Annotated in this window: 18 protein-coding genes; 5 read left to right on the forward strand and 13 right to left on the reverse strand. The window is 73.9% G+C overall.

What is annotated here, in order from left to right:
* Positions 1 to 48: 48 nt before the first annotated feature.
* From ABZX40_RS05275 to ABZX40_RS05320, 10 genes are all read right to left on the reverse strand, one after another.
* The gene (locus ABZX40_RS05275; protein WP_355741823.1) at positions 49 to 912 is read right to left on the reverse strand and encodes a class I SAM-dependent methyltransferase; all 864 of its coding nucleotides are present in this window, start codon (positions 910 to 912) and stop codon (positions 49 to 51) included.
* The gene (locus ABZX40_RS05280) at positions 912 to 3,173 is read right to left on the reverse strand and encodes an AMP-binding protein (protein WP_355741820.1); all 2,262 of its coding nucleotides are present in this window, start codon (positions 3,171 to 3,173) and stop codon (positions 912 to 914) included. Before ABZX40_RS05280 ends, ABZX40_RS05275 begins: the two co-directional genes overlap by 1 nt.
* Positions 3,170 to 3,964 carry a DUF1365 domain-containing protein gene (locus tag ABZX40_RS05285; RefSeq protein ID WP_355741817.1) on the reverse strand — a complete coding sequence of 265 codons (795 nt, stop codon included), beginning with the start codon at positions 3,962 to 3,964 and terminating at the stop codon, positions 3,170 to 3,172. Before ABZX40_RS05285 ends, ABZX40_RS05280 begins: the two co-directional genes overlap by 4 nt.
* On the reverse strand, positions 3,961 to 5,241 hold the full coding sequence (locus ABZX40_RS05290) for an FAD-dependent oxidoreductase (protein WP_355741814.1): 1,281 nt from the start codon (positions 5,239 to 5,241) through the stop codon (positions 3,961 to 3,963). The genes ABZX40_RS05285 and ABZX40_RS05290 overlap by 4 nt, the downstream gene beginning before the upstream one ends.
* Positions 5,238 to 6,155, reverse strand: a complete 918-nt coding sequence (locus tag ABZX40_RS05295) for a class I SAM-dependent methyltransferase (RefSeq protein ID WP_355741811.1) — start codon at positions 6,153 to 6,155, stop codon at positions 5,238 to 5,240. Before ABZX40_RS05295 ends, ABZX40_RS05290 begins: the two co-directional genes overlap by 4 nt.
* Complete coding sequence (locus ABZX40_RS05300; protein ID WP_355741808.1) at positions 6,152 to 6,427, reverse strand: acyl carrier protein; 276 nt, start codon at positions 6,425 to 6,427, stop codon at positions 6,152 to 6,154. Before ABZX40_RS05300 ends, ABZX40_RS05295 begins: the two co-directional genes overlap by 4 nt.
* Positions 6,424 to 7,269 carry a 4'-phosphopantetheinyl transferase superfamily protein gene (locus ABZX40_RS05305; protein ID WP_355741806.1) on the reverse strand — a complete coding sequence of 282 codons (846 nt, stop codon included), beginning with the start codon at positions 7,267 to 7,269 and terminating at the stop codon, positions 6,424 to 6,426. Before ABZX40_RS05305 ends, ABZX40_RS05300 begins: the two co-directional genes overlap by 4 nt.
* A gap of 41 nt (positions 7,270 to 7,310) precedes the next feature.
* Positions 7,311 to 8,285, reverse strand: coding sequence for an acyl-ACP desaturase (locus ABZX40_RS05310; RefSeq protein WP_355741803.1), 975 nt, complete (start codon positions 8,283 to 8,285; stop codon positions 7,311 to 7,313).
* A gap of 357 nt (positions 8,286 to 8,642) precedes the next feature.
* A complete protein-coding gene (locus ABZX40_RS05315) occupies positions 8,643 to 9,296 on the reverse strand; it encodes a hypothetical protein (RefSeq protein WP_355741800.1) in 654 nt (217 codons plus the stop codon).
* Positions 9,293 to 9,661, reverse strand: a complete 369-nt coding sequence (locus ABZX40_RS05320; protein WP_355741797.1) for a hypothetical protein — start codon at positions 9,659 to 9,661, stop codon at positions 9,293 to 9,295. The genes ABZX40_RS05315 and ABZX40_RS05320 overlap by 4 nt, the downstream gene beginning before the upstream one ends.
* A 149-nt stretch (positions 9,662 to 9,810) precedes the next feature.
* Between ABZX40_RS05320 and ABZX40_RS05325 the strand changes: the two genes are divergently transcribed.
* From ABZX40_RS05325 to ABZX40_RS05345, 5 genes are all read left to right on the forward strand, one after another.
* The gene (locus ABZX40_RS05325) at positions 9,811 to 10,827 is read left to right on the forward strand and encodes a DUF1996 domain-containing protein (protein WP_355741794.1); all 1,017 of its coding nucleotides are present in this window, start codon (positions 9,811 to 9,813) and stop codon (positions 10,825 to 10,827) included.
* Between the two features lie 86 nt (positions 10,828 to 10,913).
* On the forward strand, positions 10,914 to 11,483 hold the full coding sequence (locus ABZX40_RS05330) for a sigma-70 family RNA polymerase sigma factor (RefSeq protein ID WP_355741791.1): 570 nt from the start codon (positions 10,914 to 10,916) through the stop codon (positions 11,481 to 11,483).
* Positions 11,480 to 12,202, forward strand: coding sequence for a zf-HC2 domain-containing protein (locus ABZX40_RS05335; RefSeq protein WP_355741788.1), 723 nt, complete (start codon positions 11,480 to 11,482; stop codon positions 12,200 to 12,202). The genes ABZX40_RS05330 and ABZX40_RS05335 overlap by 4 nt, the downstream gene beginning before the upstream one ends.
* A 165-nt stretch (positions 12,203 to 12,367) precedes the next feature.
* Positions 12,368 to 13,009, forward strand: a complete 642-nt coding sequence (locus tag ABZX40_RS05340) for a hypothetical protein (RefSeq protein WP_355741785.1) — start codon at positions 12,368 to 12,370, stop codon at positions 13,007 to 13,009.
* Between the two features lie 85 nt (positions 13,010 to 13,094).
* Positions 13,095 to 14,318 (forward strand): PQQ-binding-like beta-propeller repeat protein, encoded by a 1,224-nt coding sequence (locus ABZX40_RS05345; RefSeq protein WP_355741784.1) that lies wholly within the window; start codon positions 13,095 to 13,097, stop codon positions 14,316 to 14,318.
* Between the two features lie 3 nt (positions 14,319 to 14,321).
* Here ABZX40_RS05345 and ABZX40_RS05350 read toward each other — a convergent pair whose 3' ends face one another.
* The 3 genes from ABZX40_RS05350 to ABZX40_RS05360 are packed head-to-tail and all read right to left on the reverse strand — an operon-like array spanning position 14,322 to position 17,699.
* The gene (locus tag ABZX40_RS05350) at positions 14,322 to 14,606 is read right to left on the reverse strand and encodes an acyl carrier protein (protein ID WP_355741781.1); all 285 of its coding nucleotides are present in this window, start codon (positions 14,604 to 14,606) and stop codon (positions 14,322 to 14,324) included.
* Between the two features lie 41 nt (positions 14,607 to 14,647).
* Complete coding sequence (locus ABZX40_RS05355; protein WP_355741778.1) at positions 14,648 to 16,399, reverse strand: fatty acyl-AMP ligase; 1,752 nt, start codon at positions 16,397 to 16,399, stop codon at positions 14,648 to 14,650.
* A complete protein-coding gene (locus ABZX40_RS05360; RefSeq protein WP_355741775.1) occupies positions 16,389 to 17,699 on the reverse strand; it encodes a cytochrome P450 in 1,311 nt (436 codons plus the stop codon). Before ABZX40_RS05360 ends, ABZX40_RS05355 begins: the two co-directional genes overlap by 11 nt.
* Positions 17,700 to 17,808: the final 109 nt, after the last annotated feature.

Raw genomic sequence — 17,808 nt, forward strand, 5'->3', positions numbered from 1 at the left:
GGACTGAACCCCGCCCGGCCGAAGAGCCGCCCGCCGGAGTCGGCCCGCTCAGCCCACCTGGACCGCCAGCCCGTCGCGCGAGCGGGCCGCCACCAGGCCGTAGTAGCGGGTGGTGTGGCCCCACCCGGCGTTCGAGGTGCGGAGATAGCGCAGCAGTTCGTCGCTGTAGCCGGGCCGCAGGGCGTCGATCCTGTCCCGGGCCGCCGCCACCCGGCCGATCCAGTGGTCGATCGTGCGCCGGTAGTGCTCGGTGAGATCGTGGCAGCCGATGACACTGAGCCGGGCCTCTTCGCATCCGGCGACGAGTTCCGACAGCGGGCGCAGGATCCCCCAGCCGAAGATGGTCTCGGCGACATGGCGGCTCGCCGGACGGTCCGTGTACTCGGTGAAGACCTCCCGGCTGCGGAAGCACGCGGCGGACAGATAGACCCGGCCGCCCGGCCGCAGCCGCCGGGCGATGATGCGCAGCACCCCGTCCAGGTCGGGCAGCGCCTCGGCCACCCCGACGACGGTCACCGCGTCGAAGCGGGCGTCACCCAGGTCCGCGTCATAGATGGAGGACTCGGCGATGGTCACCCGGTCCGCCACGCCTTCCCGCGCCGCCCGCGCCCTGATGTAGGCGGCCTGGGCGGGGGCCGGGGTGACCCCGGTGACCTGGCAGCCCAGGCCCGCGAGATGGCAGACCATGCTGCCCCAGCCGGAGCCGATGTCGAGGACCCGTTCGCCGCCGGTCAGCCCGAGCAGGCCGGTGACCGTGCGGAGTTTGGTCAACTGAGCGGTGTCGAGCGACTCGTCGCCCCGCGTGAAGATGCCGCTGGTGTACTTCATCCGGCGGTCGAGGAACGCCTCGAAGATCTCCGGGGGCTGGTCGTAGTGCACATTGGTGGGCGGGCTGTCGGGGGGCGTGGCCATCAGGTCCTCACAGAGCCGGGCAGGGAGGGGGCGGGGGAAGGAGGGGGAGTGTCTTCGAGGCGTCTGCGGGCCAGCAGCCGCTGTGGTTTGCCGCTGGTGGTGCGGGTGATCCAGCCGGGCGGTACGGGGTGCACGTCGATCGCGGTGAGGCCCAGCGCCTCGCGCACCCGCCGGTACACCTCCCGGCGCAGCTCGGGATGGCGCTCGGCGGGCAGCGCGGTCTCCACGGCGATCCCCATGGACTCGGAGTCGTCCCGTTCCCGGCGGAAGGCGGCGCAGCGGCGGCGGTGCACGCCGGGGGCGTCCGCGGCGGCGTCCTCGGCGTCCTCCGGGAAGTAGTTGCGGCCATGGACGATCACCATCTCGGTGCGGCGCCCGGTGATGAAGAGTTCACCGTCGAGGACGAACCCGAGATCTCCGGTGCGCAGCCAGTCCCCCTGGAAGAGGGCGTCGGTGGCCTCCGGGTCGCGGTAGTAGCCGCTGGTCACGGCGACACCGCGGAGCTGAATCTCACCGACGGTCGCCTGCGGGCCGAGCCCGCCGTCTGGGCCGGGACCGCCTCCCGGGCCGGGGCCGTCCTCCGGGCCGGGACCACCTCCCGAGCCGGGACCGCCCCCCGGGTCGAGCCCGCCCTCCGGGCCGAGCCCGCCGTCTGGGCCGGGACCACCCCCCGGGCCGGGGCCGTCCTCCGGGCCGGGACCACCTCCCGAGCCGGGACCGCCCCCCGGGTCGAGCCCGCCCTCCGGGCCGAGCCCACCCCCCGAGCCGGGACCACCCCCCGAGCCGGGACCACCCCCCGAGCCGGGACCGCCCCCCGGGCCGGGGCCGTCCTCCGGGCCGGGACCACCTCCCGAGCCGGGACCACCCCTCGGGTCGAGCCCGCCCTCCGGGCCGAGCCCACCCTCCGAGCCGAGCCCACCTCCCGGGCCGGGGCCGTCCTCCGGGCCGGGACCACCTCCCGAGCCGGGACCACCCTCCGGGCCGAGCCCACCCTCCGAGCCGGGACCACCTCCCGAGCCGGGACCACCTCCCGAGCCGAGCCCACCCCCCGAGCCGACCCCACCCTCGGCACCGTCGTCGCCCCCCACCCCAGCGATCCGTATCTCCATGCCCCGCACCGCCCGTCCGACCGACACCAGGGCCTTCGCGCGGGGATGCTCCGGCGGCAGCGGGCGTACCGTCGCGCCCTCCGCGAGGGCGTCCCGGTCGGCGTGGACGACGCGGGGTGTCGTGCCGGGGGCCGGGAAGGCGACCGCCAGCGTGGCCTCGGCCAGGCCGTACACCGGGAACATGGCCTGCGGCCGGAACCCGGCCGGACCCAGGCTCTCCTGGAACCGCCTCAGACCGCCCGCCCGGATCGGTTCGGACCCGTTGAACGCCAGCCGCATCCGGCCGAGGGCGAGACCCTCGGTGCCGCGCCGCGCGGCCACCCCGGCGAGCATCGCGTACCCGAAGTCCGGCCCGGTGGTGAGGGTGCCGCCGTGTTCGCTGAGCAGCCTCAGCAGCCCCAGCGGGTCGCGCAGGAACGCCAGCGGGTCGAGGACGTACGAGGTGGCCCCGTTCAGGAGCTGGCTGAGCAGGCCGAACAGTCCCATGTCGTGGTAGGTCGGAATCCACTGCACGAGGATGTCGTCGGGGGTCATCTCCGCGGAGCCGACGATGGCCCGCAGACCCGCGAGAACGGCCCGGTGGCTGAGCATCACCCCTCGGGGGCGGCCGGTCGTGCCGGAGGTGAACTGCACGATGGCGAGGTCGTCGGGGCCGGGCCCCGCCCCGGGCGGCTCGGCGGCGGGCGGGTGCGGCTCCTCCGGGCGGGGGCGCAGTACGGTCGGGCCCGGCCGCGCCGACGCCAGCGCGGTCGCCAGGTCCTGCGACGCGCTGTCCACGATCAGCTGCCGGATTCCGGACGCCGCCACGATCCGCCCGATCCGCTCCACCACCCGCGCGGTGTCCGAGGAGCGGTTCGGCACCGGAAGGACCGTCGCCGCCGCGCCCGTGCGCAGCACGCCGAACAGGCAGACCAGGAACTCGGGGCCCGTGCCGTGCACCAGGCCCACCAGATCGCCGGGGCCGATCCCGTCGCGGCGCAGGTCGGCCGCGTACCGGTCGGCGCGGGTGTCGAGCCGGGCGGCGGTCAGGGAGGTGCCGGTGCCGGTGCCGGGGTAGTGAGTGGCCGCGGCCGGGTGCCGCCGGGCGGTGTGCCGCAGTGCCTCGGTGAGGGTCGCGGCGGTCAGGGCGGATGCCGCGGGTTCGGCGCTCATCGGGCGCCACCTCCATGTCCGGGTCCGTGTCCGGGTTCGGGTGCGCGGGACGGGGGACCGGGTGGCCGGACCCCGGGCTGCGGGGGGTGGGTGCGGCGCCGGTGCAGGGGCAGGCCCCGGCGGCGCAGCCGCAGCGCCTGGTAGTGGACGCGTACGGTCGTCCAGCGGGCCGCCGCCGGATTGGTGAGGGTGGCCAGCGCGTCCCGCCAGACACCGGCCGGCTCCCGTACCCCGGTCAGGGTGGCGACCAGGGCGGGCCGGTCCGCCCCCCGGTACAGGCTCAGCCGCAGCCGTACGGTGCTCTCGCCCAGGTGCGCGAGCGCGGCGTAGTGGCCGTCCCGGGGGAAGAACGGGGACACGTACAACTCCTTGCGCAAGCGCGCCCCGGCCCGGCCGCCGGGCTCGTCCGGCCGGACGAGATAGCAGTGCCGGTCGCCGAAGGTGTTGCGGACCTCCAGGACCACGCACACCACCCGGCCGCCGGGGTCGTGGCACCAGTACACGGTCACCGGGTCGAACACGTACCCGAGCCCGCTGGCCTGGGAGAGCATCAGGACACGGCCCCCCGCGAGATCGATGCCGTGGTGGCGCAGGAACCGGTCGATGTTGCCGCGCAGGGTGCCCGCCGGGTCGCCGAGGTGGTCCGCCGCACGCACGCCGCGCAGCAGCCGGGCCGGGCGTCCGCGCCGGTCCGGTGCGTCGAGGTCGGTGAGCCACATCCGCAGCCGGTACCGGAAGGAGTACCGGCCGCCTTCGAGCCGGTGGTGGACCACCGTGCAGCGGTATCTCACCAGTCCACCCCCAGCGTCCGGGCCGCGGCGACGCCCGAGTGGCAGCCGTCCTCGTGGAACCCCCAGCCGTGGTAGGCGCCCGCGTAGGCGAGGACGGGCGTGGACAGCGCGGGAAGCCGTCGCTGGGCGTCGAGCATGCCGGGGGTGTAGAGGGGGTGTTCATAGCGCATCCGGGCCAGTACGCGCCCGGGTGCCGGGGGGACGGCCGCGTTGAGGGTCACCACGTAGTCGGGGTCGGCGGGGAGCCCGTGGAGCCGGTTGAGGTGGTAGCTGGTGCTCACCTCGTCGTCGTCGGCGGCGCAGCGGAGTTGGTGGTGGTTCCAGGAGGCCCGGTCGCGCTCGTCGTCCGGCAGCAGCCGGCCGTCGGTGTGCAGCAGTACCTCGCTGGAGACATAGCCGATGGCCCCCAGCACCTCCCGCTCCGGGCCGGTCGCGTCGGTGAGCAGGGCCAGCGCCTGGGCGGGGTGGGTGGCGAGCACGGCCTGATCGAAGCGCGCGCCGCGGCCGTGGGCGTCGGTCACCTCCACGCCCCGGGCGGTCCGGGTCAGCGCGGTGACCGCGCTCCCGGTGCGGATCTCGGGGATCCGGGCGGCGATCCGGCGCACATAGTCGGCGGAGCCGCCCACCACCGTGCGCCAGCGCGTCGCCGGGCCGCCGTCGAGCAGACCGTGCTGGGCCAGGAACCGGAACAGATAGACCGCCGGGTAGCGCAGCGCGGCGCGCGGCCCGCACGACCAGACGGCGCAGACCAGGGGAAGGACCAGATGCCGTACGAAGTGGTCGCCGTGGCCCTCCTTCTCGATGAACTCGCCGAGGGTGAGCGTCGTCACCGGCTCCGCGAGCGCCCGGTGGGCCGCCGCGGTGAACCGGGCCTTCTCGGTCAGGGTCCGGTGCCAGGTGACCCGGTCGAGACCGGTGGGACGCTCCGGGACGGTCCGCAGGGTGCTGCCGCTGACATAGCGCAGCCCGCAGCCCGCGCAGCCGACCGAGAGGGACATCTCGCAGGGACGGGTACGGACACCCAGCTCGGTGAACAGGCGGACGAGGAGGGGATAGGCGGCCGGGTTGTGCACGAGGAAACCGGAGTCGACGGGGGTGTCCGCCGCCCCCACCAGATGGGTGTGGGCGTGTCCGCCCAGCCGGTCGTCGGCCTCGTACAGGGTGACCCGGCGCTCCCCGGCCAGCACATGGGCGGCGGTGAGTCCGGCGATGCCGGAGCCGATGACGGCGACGGTGGCAGGGGCGAGCTTGTGCCCTCCGCCGGTCTGCGAGGTCATCCCGGGGGCCCTTCGGCCACCCCGCCGACCGCCCCCGCGTCGGCCGGTTCACCCGTCTCCGGCTCCTCGGGGAGCAGCAGTTCACCCCGGCGTCCCTTGACCGCGCTCAGGGCGTAGTGCTTGGCGGTGTAGCCCCAGCTGGCGTTCGCGGTGGTGAGGTAGCGGCTGATCTCGTCCGCGAAGCCCGGCTCGATCAGCTCCATCCGCTCCCGCCGGGCGGCGATCCGCTGCTGCCAGGCGGTGATGGTCCGGCGGTAGTCGGCGGTCAGGTCGGTGACGGAGGAGAGCGTCAACCGGGCGTCCTCGAAGGACGCGACGAGCCCCGACAGGGTGGGCATCACCGTGTATCCGAACACCTCGACGGCGTGCTCGCTCGCCGGGCGCGGCTCGTACTCCGCCTTGTCGGCGGCGCTGCGGTAGCAGGACGAGGACGCGTAGAGCCGGCCCCGGTGCTTCAGCAGCCGGCGGATGCTGGTGAGGGCCTGGGTGTGGTCGGGGAGGTGTTCCAGCACACCGACGGCGGTCACCGCGTCGAAGACCCCCTCCGGCAGCACGGCCCGCTGGAACGGTGTCACTTCGACCGTGACCCGCCCGGCCACCCCGGCGGCCTCGGCACGCCCCCGGATGAACGCCGCCTGGCGGGGCGAGGGGGTCACCGCGGTCACCTGGCACCCCAGGTCGGCGGCGAGGAACAGCACCATGCTGCCCCAGCCGGAGCCGATGTCCAGCACCCGTTCGCCGCCGCGCAGCCCGAGCAGCCGGGCGATGAAGCCCAGCTTGGCCTCCTGGGCCTCGTCCAGCGTCTCGACCCCCTCGGTGTAGAGGCCGCTGGTGTACTTCATCCGGCGGTCGAGGAACAGCTCGAACAGTTCGGGCGGCCGGTCGTAGTGCCGGTTGGTCACCGGAGCGGTCACCGGCCCTCCGTCTCCAGCGTGTCGACGACCAGGGCGGCGAGGTCGGCCACGGTGTCCGCGGCGCGCACCCGGTCGTCGTCGAACTCCACGTCGTACTGGTTCTCCAGCCGCGCGACGACCTCCATCAGCCGTACGGAGTCGGCGCGTTCGAGCAGGTCGAGCTGGTCGGACGGGGCGATACGGGCGGCGGGGATGTCCAACTCGTCGGCGAGGCAGGTGCGGACGGCGGTGAGGGCGGAGGTCAGGGCGGGGGAGGGGGCGGCAGGACTCATGCGGGGTGTCCGATCGGTGGGGTGGAGAGGGTGAGAGGGGTGAATGGGGTGAGAGGGGTGAGGTCGGCAGGGGTGGGCGCTCGGGTGCTCCAGGGGCGGGGGTCGAGGAGCGTGGGGGCGACCACCGGCTTCGGCGGGGGCGCCGGGCCCTCGGTCGGCGCCCCGGTATGCCGGGCGTCACCGGCGTCACCGGCGTCACCGGCGCACGGGCCGGGTCCCACCACCACCGCCACCACCGTCCCGCCCCAGCACCACACCCGTCCCGTCAGTGGAGGGCCGGTCGGCAGGGCGATGCGCGGGCTGTGCGGCGGCGACCAGCGCACCCGGTAGGCGCGCAGTCCGGCCCACCGGCCGAGGACGGCCTTGTACGCGGCCTCCTTGAGCGCCCAGTGGACGGTGGGGTCCTGGCCCGGGGTCAGCGTCTCGCCGGGGGCGAGGACCCGGCGGAGCAGCGCGGGATCGCAGCGGCCGGAGCGTTCCACGTCCACCCCGATCCGGTGGCTCGCCGGGGCGACGGCGACGGCGACCCGGTCGCCGGTGTGGGAGAGGGAGACGGTGGTGCGGGGCAGCCCGCGCAGCCGGGGTGCCCTGGAGGCGCTGTCCCGCATCAGCTCCGCGCGGGCGGCGCGGTCGCCGTGGCCCAGGGTCAGCGCGGCGCGGGCGGTGAGCCGCCCGATGAGCAGTTCCCGGCGCCGCCAGGGCGGGAGGCCGGTCGTCAGGGCGCGTTCGGCGGGAGCGGCGTGCGCGGGTTCCGGATCGAGCCCGGCCCAGTCCGCCAGCATCAGCAGCACGGGCGCGTCCGCCGGGGGTGTCACGGCGGTGCCCGCCGCCCCGGCGCTCACGGCAGCCGCCCTCACGGCAGCCGCCCTCACGGCAGCCGCCCTCACGGCAGCCGCCCGAGCGCGTCGATCAGCTCCAGCACGTCATCGCCCTCGGCCGCTCCCGGCCGGTCCACGAAGTCGCCGATGAGCCGGGCGAGAGCGGCGTACGCCTCCCGGTGGTCGTAGTCCAGGGTGTGCGCCAGTCGGTACGACCAGCGCCGGTATCCGGTGAGTGTCGTCGCCAGCGGCATCCGGAAGGTGGCGACGACATCCTTGAGGTACGGCGCCGTCCCCGCGCCGTCGCGCGCGATGTACCCGGTGACGAGCTTGCTGTAGAGGGCGAAATGCCGGGCCTCGTCGCGGGCCATCAGCCGCAGCAGTTCCCGCAGCACCGGTTCCCGGACCGTGGCCAGGAACCGCTGGTAGAAAAGCTGGGTGGCCTTCTCCTGGATGAGGGTGTAGGTGAACGCCTGAAGCGGGTGGTCGTAGGGCAGTTCGAAGGGCTTCGCGCACTCGTGGGCGAGTTCGGCGAGCAGGTCGTCCTCATGGGCGGCGATACCGGAGGCCACCTGGTAGCGGGTGAGCGCGGAGGCGTGCCGCTCCTCCTCGTGGGCCCAGGTCACGAAGAAGCGGAAGTACTCGCGGTGCGCGCGGAAGGCGACGATGTCCCGCTCGGCGCCCGTCGCGGGGAACCGGGTCAGCAGCCAGTCGAGATACCCGGGGATGTGATCCTCGACGAAGGTGATGAACCGGACGGCCGACCGGTCCAGTGCGGTGAGCCGGTCCGGCTCCAGCCGGTCCCAGTCGAGATCCTCCGGCTGCCAGGCGTGCCGGGCGCCGCGCAGCACGGCCGGGCCGACGGCGGCGCGGATGACGGACGGGTCCAGGGGCTGGAGCGGCCCTCGCGGCTCCGTCTGCTCGCGCGGCTCCGCCTGCCTCCGTGGCTCCTCCGGCTCCCGTAGCCTCGTCGGCTCCGTCGGCTCCGTCGGCGCCGCGGGTTCCGGGAGCGCGGGTGGGGTCCGTGTGTCACTGGTCATCCCGCCCTGCCTTCCCGGCGCTCGCGCGCCACATCCGCACCAAGGAGTCACTCACTCCCGGAGTCACCCCCGGAGTCCCGCCTTGAGTCACCCCCGGAGTCCCGCCTTGAGTCACTCCTTGAGGCAGGCCCGGAGCCGCTCAAGGAGTGACTCCAGAAGTCGCCAAAGAAATCACCCAAGAAGTCGTCAGATGAACTCTGGCTGAATCCGGAGCGTCATCTGAATGACGAAGTTCTCCGAAGGTAGGACCGGCGTAAAGAGTCCGGAGGCGAGGCGTCCTGGACCGGCCCGTAGGTGCAGCCATTCCTGCACGGCCGGACACCGGCCCCCAGGCCACCCCCGGGACGACACCGCCCCCTAGGACACCGGCCCCTCCCGCACCCAGGTGAACCGGAACGTCGAGGTGATCGCGTCGAAGACCCGGTACAGCTCCCCGGCCAGCGGCAGATTCGGGCTGAAGCAGCTGATGACGACCGAACTGCGCGAATCGGGCACCGGCACCACCGTGTTCACCGCCAGCAGCCGGTACGAGAGGTCACCGGTCGGGCCGGCCGTCTCCAGGCCGGTCAGCCGCCCCGCCGGGCCCGCGTGCGGCAGCTCGTGCACGGTGAACCGGCGGTTCGTGCCGCGCCCGCGCCCCCCGGCGGCGGAGTACTGCGCGGCCAGCTCCCGCGCCGAGAAGTCCTGCCCCGGCGGCGGAGTCACCCGGAAGATCATCACCCCGGCCATCAGCAGCCCGTCCTCGTACAGGGTCGTCGTGCCCGCCGCGTACAGCGCGCCGCGCTGCCGTGCCGACACCATGATCCGCCGGGCGGTGCGGAACATCCGGCTGATCCGGTCCCGTTCGCCCTGGTCGCGGGCCTCGCGCAGCACCCGGACCCGCGCCTCGGCGAGCCCGTCGCCGTGCAGGTCGTACAGGGTCCAGGTGTCCGGCACGGACAGGGTGAACGAGTCGGGTTCGCCGCGCCCGGCGCGCGGGCCGCCGTCCTCCCGGGCGGCGGTCGCCGTCATGCGATCACCGACGCGGCGGTCGCCTCGGCGGAGAAGGTCTCCTCCGGGGGCGGGGCCGGGGCCCCGGGAGTGTTCCCGCCGCCACCGTTCTGCGCGGCGGTGAGCTGGTTGCCCATATCGGTGTCCAGCTCCTTGAACGACCTCAGCACCACATCGCAGGCGTCCTTGAGGGCCGTGCAGTTCTTCTTCAGCCGCACCCGCCCGTCGTCCCAGGAGCGGTCGAACTCCAGCCCCGCATTGACCATCGGGGCACCCACCGCACGGGCGTCGAAGCCGGAGTTCTGGGTGTCGATCAGGCCCATCACCCGGCCCAGCAGCGTCCCCACCCGCTCCACCTCCTCACCGGGTACGAAGATCTCGGCCACGGTTCCTCCCGCCCTGTCGTGCCGATCCGCTGTGTGGTGTTCGGCGTACGCCGCACACGGCCCGGACGGCGGAAGGGTTCAACGGGCAATGATTGGCACGCTGTTCAGAGGTTGTTGAACCGCCGTTCAGAAGCTGGAACCCTGTACGGGTGGGGTTCCAGAGCCGTACCAGTCATCCCGGTCAGCGGAAGAAGCCGACGAGGAGCGCGGTCGCCTTCGCGGCGGCCGTGCCCCTCGTCGTCCTGGCGATCGTCGCCGTGGCGATCGTCGCCGGCCGTCCGGCGGACGCCTCCGGCACACCACCCGGCGACCAGTACATCGCCGCCGCCGAACTGCCCCCGGCCGTCCCCGGGCCCGCCCTCGGCCCCGACGCGTCCACCGGCCGGGTCACCGTCGACTGCGGGCGCAACGAACGCGGCCACCGCAACACCGACAACGTGGTGATCTCCCCCGGCCTGGTCGGCGGCGCCCACCACACCCATGACTACATCGGCAACACCAGCACCGACGCCCGCTCCACCGACGCCTCCCTCGCCGCCGCCGGCACCACCTGCGCCGACGGCGACCGCTCCGCCTACTACTGGCCGGTGCTGCGCCGCCTGGACGCCCCCGGCGCCGACGCCGACGCCCACGGCGGCGGACTCCACGGCAACACCGGCCGGATCATCACCGCCACCGAGGCACGCGTCGAGTTCCTGGGCAACCCGGTCGGCAAGGTCGTCCCCCAGCCCGCCGGGCTGCGCATGATCACCGGCGACCCGGTCGCCGCCACCACCACCGACGCCGAGGTCCGCGCCCAGTGGGGCTGTTCGGGCAGCCCCGGCCGCCACACCACGCTCTACCCCCGCTGCCCGGACGGCGAACGGACCACCCGCACCCTGGAGTTCCCCAGCTGCTGGAACGGACTGACCCCCGACAGCGACAACCACCGCACCCACATCGTCTTCCCCGCCGCGAACGGCGTCTGCCCCCCGGCCACCTTCCCCGTCCCCCGCCTGCGCCTCACCCTCGCCTACGACGTACCCCCCGGGGTCCCCTACGCGGTGGACTCCTTCCCGGAGCAGAAACGGCATCCGAAGACCGATCACGCCATGTTCATCAATGTCATGACGGACGCCCGCCGGGAGCGGATCGCCCAGTGCCTCAACGACGGCGGATCCTGCTGAACGGCGGCCCGCGCGGGCTCCGTTGAACCGCCGGGGCCTCCCGTCCGTGTGCAGCACATCGGACCGGCCAAGGACGGAGTGAGTGGATGGCGGCACTGTGGTCGCGCGCCCGGCAGAAGACGAGTGACGAGGTGGTGGTCCGGGCGCTCTACGAGGAACACGGCAGAGCCCTGCTGGCCTACGCCCAACGCCTCACCGGCGACCGGGCCGCCGCGGAGGACATCGTCCAGGAGACCCTGATCCGCGCCTGGCGCAACCAGGAGAAACTGACCAACGGCAAGGGATCGGTACGGGGCTGGCTGCTCACCGTGGCCCGCAACATCATCACCGACCGCATCCGCGCCAGGGCGGCCCGCCCGCCCGAGGTCCCCGAGACCGCCACGCAGGTCCCCGAGGAGCACGACCTCGCCGAGACCGTGGTCGACTCGATGGTGGTCATGGAGGCCCTCGACCGGCTCAGCCCGGACCACCGGGACGTCCTGATGGAGATCTACTTCCAGGGCCGCACCGTCAGCGAGGCCGCCGAGGTCCTCGGAATACCGGCCGGTACGGTCAAATCCCGGTCACACTATGCGTTGAAACAACTGAGAGAGCTGTACGGGGGAGACAGTCCCGGGGGAGCCCGGCTGATGGTGTTGAAGGAGGCGGCGGCATGAGCACCCAGCAGCATGACAGCCAGCATGACGGCGCGTTGCTCGGCGCTTATGTACTCGGCGCCCTGGACGAGGGGGAGATCCGCGAGGTCGACGGCCATGTCGCCGAGTGCGAGGAGTGCCGGGTGGAACTGGAAGCACTGAAGGAGCTGAAAGGGGCGCTGGGCGAGGTCCCGCCCGAGGCGTTTCTCGACGGGCCGCCGGAGGGCGGTGATCTGATGCTCCAGCGGACCCTGCGCGCGGTGAACGAGGAGCGCACCCGCTCGGACATCCGGCGCCGGAGCGTTCTCGTGGCCGCGGCGGTGGTCACGGCGGCGTCCCTGCTCGGCGCGGGCTTCCTCCTCGGCGGCGCCGGCGGGACGAACGAGGCCGGCGATCCGCTCCCCCGCCCCACCGTCACCGCCAGCGCCCCCGTCCCCGGGGTGAGGGTCGCCTCCGTCACCGACCCGGGGACCGGCGCCCGGATGGCGGTCCGGGTGACCCCGGCCAGCGACTGGGTCCGGGTCAACGCCGCCGTCAGCGGCATCCCCGCCGGGGAACTGTGCCGCCTGATCGTCGTCTCCGACGACGGCACCCGCGAGGTCGCCGGAAGCTGGCACGTCGGCAGCGCCGAGAAGGGCGCCAACCTGGACGGCTCGGCGGCCGTCCCTGCGGACCGGGTCAAGGAGATCCTGGTGGAGAACGCCGACGGCAAGAGGTATGTGACGGCGGCGCTCACGTAGGGGGCGCCGGGAGACCGGCCCCGCTCACTGTGCGGGGGGCGCCGGGGATACTGACCGCTCTCACCGTGCGGGGGTGCCGGGGAGACCGACCCGTCTCACTGTGCGGGCGCCGGGAAGTCCGACCCCCTTGCCCCCGCGCCTCCGCCCCGCGCCTACATTGTCCCGATGACCGATCCCCTGCCGCCCGGCGGCACCGTCCCCGACGCCGATGAACTCGACGCCCGGTGGGCGGACGCCTGGCGGCCGGAGCAGGTCGCCGAACGGCTGGGCGGGACCGGGGTGCCCTGGTACGTCGCCGCCGGGTGGGCGCTGGACCTGTTCCGCGGCGAGGAGTCGCGCCCGCACGGGGATCTGGAGATCGCGGTACCGGCGTCCGGGTTCGCGGAGATCCGGGACCGGTTCCCCGGGTATGTGTGGGACGCCGTGGGCTCGGGGCGGGTCTGGGCGGGGGCGGGGGCCGGGGAACTCGCGGCCACGTACCAGACCTGGCTGCGGGACTCGTCGAGCGGCCGGTACCTCTTCGATGTCTTCCGCGAGCCCCACGAGGGCGGCACCTGGATCTGCCGACGGGACGAGAGCCTGCGGCTGCCGTACGGCACGATCATCGAGCGGACCGCCGACGGCATCCCCTATCTGATCCCGGAACTGGTGCTGCTGTTCAAGGCGAAGGCGCACCGGCCCAAGGACCAGGCGGACTTCGACGGGATCCTGCCCCTGCTGGGCCGGGCCCGGCGCGACACGCTCGGCGTGTGGCTGGAACGTATCCATCCGGGACATCCCTGGCTGGCCCCGCTGACGGGGCCGTGACGCGACCGCCTCACCCTGCCGCCGCCCCCAGCAGCCCAACTGTTTCCCGCCCCCCGACCGTCCCGCCCGAGGAGCCCTTCCCGCCATGCCCGATGACAGCCTGCCCCTGACGGTCGACGTGGACGACGGGCGGCTGTGGACCCTGAGGGCGGGGGAGGTGGGGCCGCCGGGGGTGGTGGGGTCCGGGGTGTACGTGCCGGTGGAGGGCGGCCGGGTCGCCGCCGTCGACGCCGGGGGCGGCCGGATCCTGTGGTGCAGCGATCCGCTCGGCGGGCCGGTGCCGGCAGAGGCGGTGGGGGCGGACGGGGTGGTCGTGATCCCGCTGCGGGAGGCGGGGCCGCCCGGTGGGTTCACGGCGCTGGACCGGGCGAGTGGATCGGTGCGGTGGACGCTGCGGGACCGGGACCCGCGGACCGCTGTGCTCGGCGCCGGGGCGGTCGTGCTGCTGTGGAGCCACTCCGCCAAGGCGGGGAGCGTCCTCGCCGCTGTGGACGCGAGGTCGGGGGAGCGGTTGTGGGAGCGGGCCTTCCGCCATCTCTGGGGTGTCCTGGTGCGCGGGGACCGGGTGATCGTCGGCGCCGATGCCCCCCGCGCGCTGGACACCCGTACCGGCGACGGACTCTGGCGGGGTGCGTACGGCCAACTCCTCGACCCGGAGGGGCCCGTCGACCAAGCCGTCTTCCATGTGTGGGAGCAGGGGGAGCTGTCGGTGCGGGCCTCGGACACGGGGGAGGAGCTGTCCAGGGTCCGGTTCCCCGAGGGGGCGCTGAGGCGCGTCCACGGCAGCCCCGAGCTGGTGGACGGCGGCGGGATCCTGTTCGAGGACGTGCTCCGGGCCCGGATCCGGCTCTTCGCCCGGGACGGGTCCGGCCGGGCGGCCGGGCCGCTGCTCGATGTGTCGCTCTCCCCGTGGCGGCGGGTCCTTCTCCAGCGCACCGCGGTCGGCGCGGACGGCTGGGTGTACGCCGTCACCCGGTCCCGGCCGCCGGGGAGGCGGGTCCTCGGGCATCCCGTGCTGCACGCCGTCCGGGCCGGGGCGCGGGGGCGTCCGCCGCGGCAGACCGTGCGGGGGCCGGACGGCCGGTCCCTCATGCCCTGGGACCTCGCCGCCGGGGCGGAGTATCTGTTCGCCGGTGACGGGCGGGAGATCGCCGCGGTCCGTGACGGCCGGGTGGTGTGGCGCGGGGGCGACGGGGAGGTGGGCGCGCCGGTGCCGCTCGGTGCCGACCGGGTGCTCTTCCTCGCGTCGGGCGGCGGACGGCACCGGCTGTACTGCGCGGACGCGGCGACCGGCCGCACCGCTTCCTGAGGTCTACGACGCCGCCGTACGCAGCCGGGTCGCGTGCTCGGCGAGCAGACCGGCGAAGGCGGCCACGGTGGGGTACTCCCACAGGGCGTTGGGGTCGAGTTCGCAGCCGATGTGGTCCTCGGCCTCCGTGATGAGGGTGATGGCCCGGACCGAGTCCAGTCCGTAGACGGACATGGGCTGTTCGGGGTCGATCTCGTCGGGCGTGAGTTTCAGTTCCTCGGCGAGGTAGACGCGGAGCCAGGTGCGCAGCTCGGCCTCGGTGCCGTCGTCGGTGGTCGGAGGGTGCATGCGGATGTCTCCTCGTGGCTGGCTGGCTGGAGGGGCGGGCGTCAGCGCGGGTCCTGGTGCAGGGAGACCAGACGGCCCTCGCGGAACAGGTCGCGCATCGCGGAGCGGCGGACCTTGCCGCTGGTGGTCCGCAGGACCGTGCCGGGCTTCACCAGGGCGACGGTGGCGACGGCGATGCCGAACTCGCGGCCCACCGTGTGCCGGATCTCGGCGGCGAGCGCGGGCAGCCGGTCGGCCGGGATGCCGACCACCTCGTGGGTGACGACCACGGACGAGTCATGGTCGCCGGGGTCGGTGCCCGCACCGGCGAAGACCACCCCGGTGCGGCCCAGCTCCGGGTGCTGGGCGCGCAGTTCGTACTCGATGTCCTGCGGGTACACATTGCGGCCGTGCACGATGATCAGGTCCTTGAGCCGCCCGTGGACATACAGCTCCCCGCCGCTGAACACCCCGAGGTCCCCGGTGCGCAGAAAGCCGCGCCCGCCGTCCGCCGTCGCCGCGTCGAAGAGGTCCGCGTTGTCGTCGCGCCCCCAGTAGCCGCACGACACGCTCCGCCCCCGCAGCCAGATCTCCCCCAGCCGCCCGTCCGGCAGGACCTCCCGGCTCTCCGGATCGACGATCAGGGTGTCGTACGAGGCGTCCGGGCGACCGCAGGCGACGATCTCCCGGGTGGCCCGGCCCTCGGCAGCCGGGGTGAACTCGCCCTGGGCCAGCGCCTCCAGGTCCACCTGGAGGGTCCGGAGCGGCCCCGGGTAGTCCACCGACACATACACCGAGGTCTCCGCCATGCCATAGCAGGCCGTCACCGCGTGCGGGTTGAGCCCGGCGGGGGCGAACCGTTCGGCGAACGCGGTCAGGACCCGCGCGTCGATGGGTTCCGAGCCGCAGCCGGCCACCCGCCAGCGGGACAGGTCCAGCCCGGCGAGATCCCGGTCCCGGACCTTGCGGGTGCACAGGTCGAACGCGAAGTTCGGCGCGAAGGACAGCTCGACGCCGAAGACATCGATCATCCGCAGCCACTGCGCCGGGCGCCGGATGAACGCCGTGGGCGCCATCAGCACCGACCGGCCGCCCAGCAGCAGCGGCCAGACGATCTGGGTGAACAGCCCCATGTCGTGGTAGAGCGGCAGCCAGCCGCCGACCTGCCCGCTGAAGTCCAGCGGGGGTGAGCCGACGGCGGCGTTGAAGAGAATGTGCTCGTGCTGGAGCACCACGCCCTTGGGGTCGCCGGTCGACCCCGAGGTGTACTGGAGCACGGCGATCGTCGACCGGTCCACCGGCACCGGCTGCCACGCCCCGGGCTCGGCGGCGGCGAGAAGGTCCCCGGCGTCGGTCTCCAGCAGATCCCCGGCGATCACCCGCACCGGCTCGCCCGGCAGCTCCGCCGCCCACTCGCCCACCTCGGTGAGCTGGTCCGCCGTGGTCAGCACGGCCGCCGCTCCCGAGTCCCGGGCGATGGCCGCGAGGCGTCTGCGGTGATGGCGGTGGCCGCCCGGCAGCGGTGCCGGTACCGCGATCATCCCGGCGTACAGACAGCCGAACAGGGCCGCCGCGAACTCCAGCCCGGTCGGGTGCAGCAGCAGCACCCGGGAGCCGGGGGGCAGCCGGTCGTGCAGCCAGACGGCGCGGAGCCGGGCCTCCCGGTCGAGCCGGGCGTACGACCAGCGCCGTACCCCGCCGTCGAGGTCGGAGGGGTCGGCGAGATACGCGAGGGCCTCGGCGTCGGGTTGGGCCGCCACCTGCTGGCGGAACAGTGTCACCATGTCCGGGGCGTCGGTCAGGTCATACGTCATGGGAACGTCCTTCGGCGGGGGCGGCCGTCCGGGCGCCGGGCACCCGGCCGGGGCGGACGGCGTCCAGGTCGATCGGGAGCCGGGCCGGTCCCCGCAGATTGAGATTGGGCCGGTAGACGAGTTCGCCGGGGCGCAGCCGTGGCGCGTCCAGCCGGGTGGCGAAGAGTTCCAGGGCGATGGCCGCCTCCAGCCGGGCCAGTCCCGCCCCGAGGCAGAAGTGCGGGCCCGCCGAGAACGTCAGATGGGGTGCGGCGGGGGTGCGGCCGATGTCGAAGACGGCCGGGTCCGGATAGACCTCGGGGTCCCGGTTGGCGGCCCCCAGCAACAGCAGCACGGTGTCCCCGGGCCGCAGTTCCGTCCCACCGATGCTTCCGGCCTCGCGGGCGACCCGGGTGGTCATCTGCACCGGGGCGTCGTAGCGCAGGACCTCCTCGACGACCGCCGGGGCGGTTCCCACCGGGTCGGCGCGCAGCCGGGCGTACTGGTCGGGGTGGCGCAGCAGCGCGAGCACCGCGTTGCCGATCAGGTTGACGGTGGTCTCGTAGCCCGCGTTGAGCAGCAGCACACAGGTCGCCAGCACATCGGCGTCGTCCAGCCGCTCGCCGTGCTCCTCGACCTGGAGGAGATGCGAGATCAGATCGTCGCGGGGGTGGGAGCGCCGCTCCTCGATCAGCGCGCGGAAGTACACCACGAACCCGGCCCGTGCCCGGGTCGCCTCCCGCGCGGGCCGCTGCGGGGCCCCGCCGAGCGGCGGTTCCAGTTCCTCGGACAGGATGCCCGTCCAGTCCTGGAGCTGCTGCCGGTCCTCGAAGGGGACGCCCAGCAGTTCGCAGATCACCTGGAGCGGCAGGGGATAGGCGAGGCCCCCCACCACGTCGAACGACCCGGACTCCGCGCCCGCCTCGATGAGTTCGCCGGCTATCTCGCGGATCCGGGGTTCGAGCCCGGCGATCTGCCGGCGCGCGAAGGCGCCCGCCACCAGTCGGCGGTAGCGGGTGTGGTCCGGCGGGTCGAGATGGATGAAGTTGAGGGTGCGCGGCCCCCGTGGGGTCGGTGCCAGCGTGGCACGGTCCCGGGCCGAACTCATCGTCGGATCGCGCAGCAGCGTCGAGACCTGGGTGTGCCGCCCCACGATGACCAGCCCGTCGAACGGCTTGTAGGGGGAGCGCTCACGCAGGCGTTCCAGATAGGGATACGGGTCCTCGCGATGGCCGGGATCGGTCAGTTCCGCGATCTCCCCCGGCAGCGCCGGACGGTCCGGTGGAACACGCTCCGCGGTTTCCCCGGCGGTTCCGTTCATCACCAGAAATCCACTCCCCGGTCGATTCCGTCCGCCGCCGGCGGCAGCGGCGGCCCCAAGACCGGAAAGTCTGCGTGCATACCTGTCCGTATTCCTAGCCGACCGCTGT

Origin of the sequence: Streptomyces sp. NPDC004610, from assembly GCF_040609715.1 — a bacterium.
Classification (GTDB): Bacteria; Actinomycetota; Actinomycetes; order Streptomycetales; family Streptomycetaceae; genus Streptomyces.

Bases quoted from the DNA above. Each gene is read 5' to 3' on its own strand.
- ABZX40_RS05345 (WP_355741784.1), top strand. From the start codon at position 13,095: ATGCCCGATGACAGCCTGCCCCTGACGGTCGACGTGGACGACGGGCGG.
- ABZX40_RS05360 (WP_355741775.1), bottom strand. From the start codon at position 17,699: ATGAACGGAACCGCCGGGGAAACCGCGGAGCGTGTTCCACCGGACCGT.
- ABZX40_RS05280 (WP_355741820.1), bottom strand. From the start codon at position 3,173: ATGAGCGCCGAACCCGCGGCATCCGCCCTGACCGCCGCGACCCTCACC.
- ABZX40_RS05330 (WP_355741791.1), top strand. From the start codon at position 10,914: ATGGCGGCACTGTGGTCGCGCGCCCGGCAGAAGACGAGTGACGAGGTG.
- ABZX40_RS05340 (WP_355741785.1), top strand. From the start codon at position 12,368: ATGACCGATCCCCTGCCGCCCGGCGGCACCGTCCCCGACGCCGATGAA.
- ABZX40_RS05335 (WP_355741788.1), top strand. From the start codon at position 11,480: ATGAGCACCCAGCAGCATGACAGCCAGCATGACGGCGCGTTGCTCGGC.
- ABZX40_RS05310 (WP_355741803.1), bottom strand. From the start codon at position 8,285: ATGACCAGTGACACACGGACCCCACCCGCGCTCCCGGAACCCGCGGCG.
- ABZX40_RS05315 (WP_355741800.1), bottom strand. From the start codon at position 9,296: ATGACGGCGACCGCCGCCCGGGAGGACGGCGGCCCGCGCGCCGGGCGC.
- ABZX40_RS05350 (WP_355741781.1), bottom strand. From the start codon at position 14,606: ATGCACCCTCCGACCACCGACGACGGCACCGAGGCCGAGCTGCGCACC.
- ABZX40_RS05290 (WP_355741814.1), bottom strand. From the start codon at position 5,241: ATGACCTCGCAGACCGGCGGAGGGCACAAGCTCGCCCCTGCCACCGTC.
- ABZX40_RS05275 (WP_355741823.1), bottom strand. From the start codon at position 912: ATGGCCACGCCCCCCGACAGCCCGCCCACCAATGTGCACTACGACCAG.
- ABZX40_RS05355 (WP_355741778.1), bottom strand. From the start codon at position 16,399: ATGACGTATGACCTGACCGACGCCCCGGACATGGTGACACTGTTCCGC.
- ABZX40_RS05300 (WP_355741808.1), bottom strand. From the start codon at position 6,427: ATGAGTCCTGCCGCCCCCTCCCCCGCCCTGACCTCCGCCCTCACCGCC.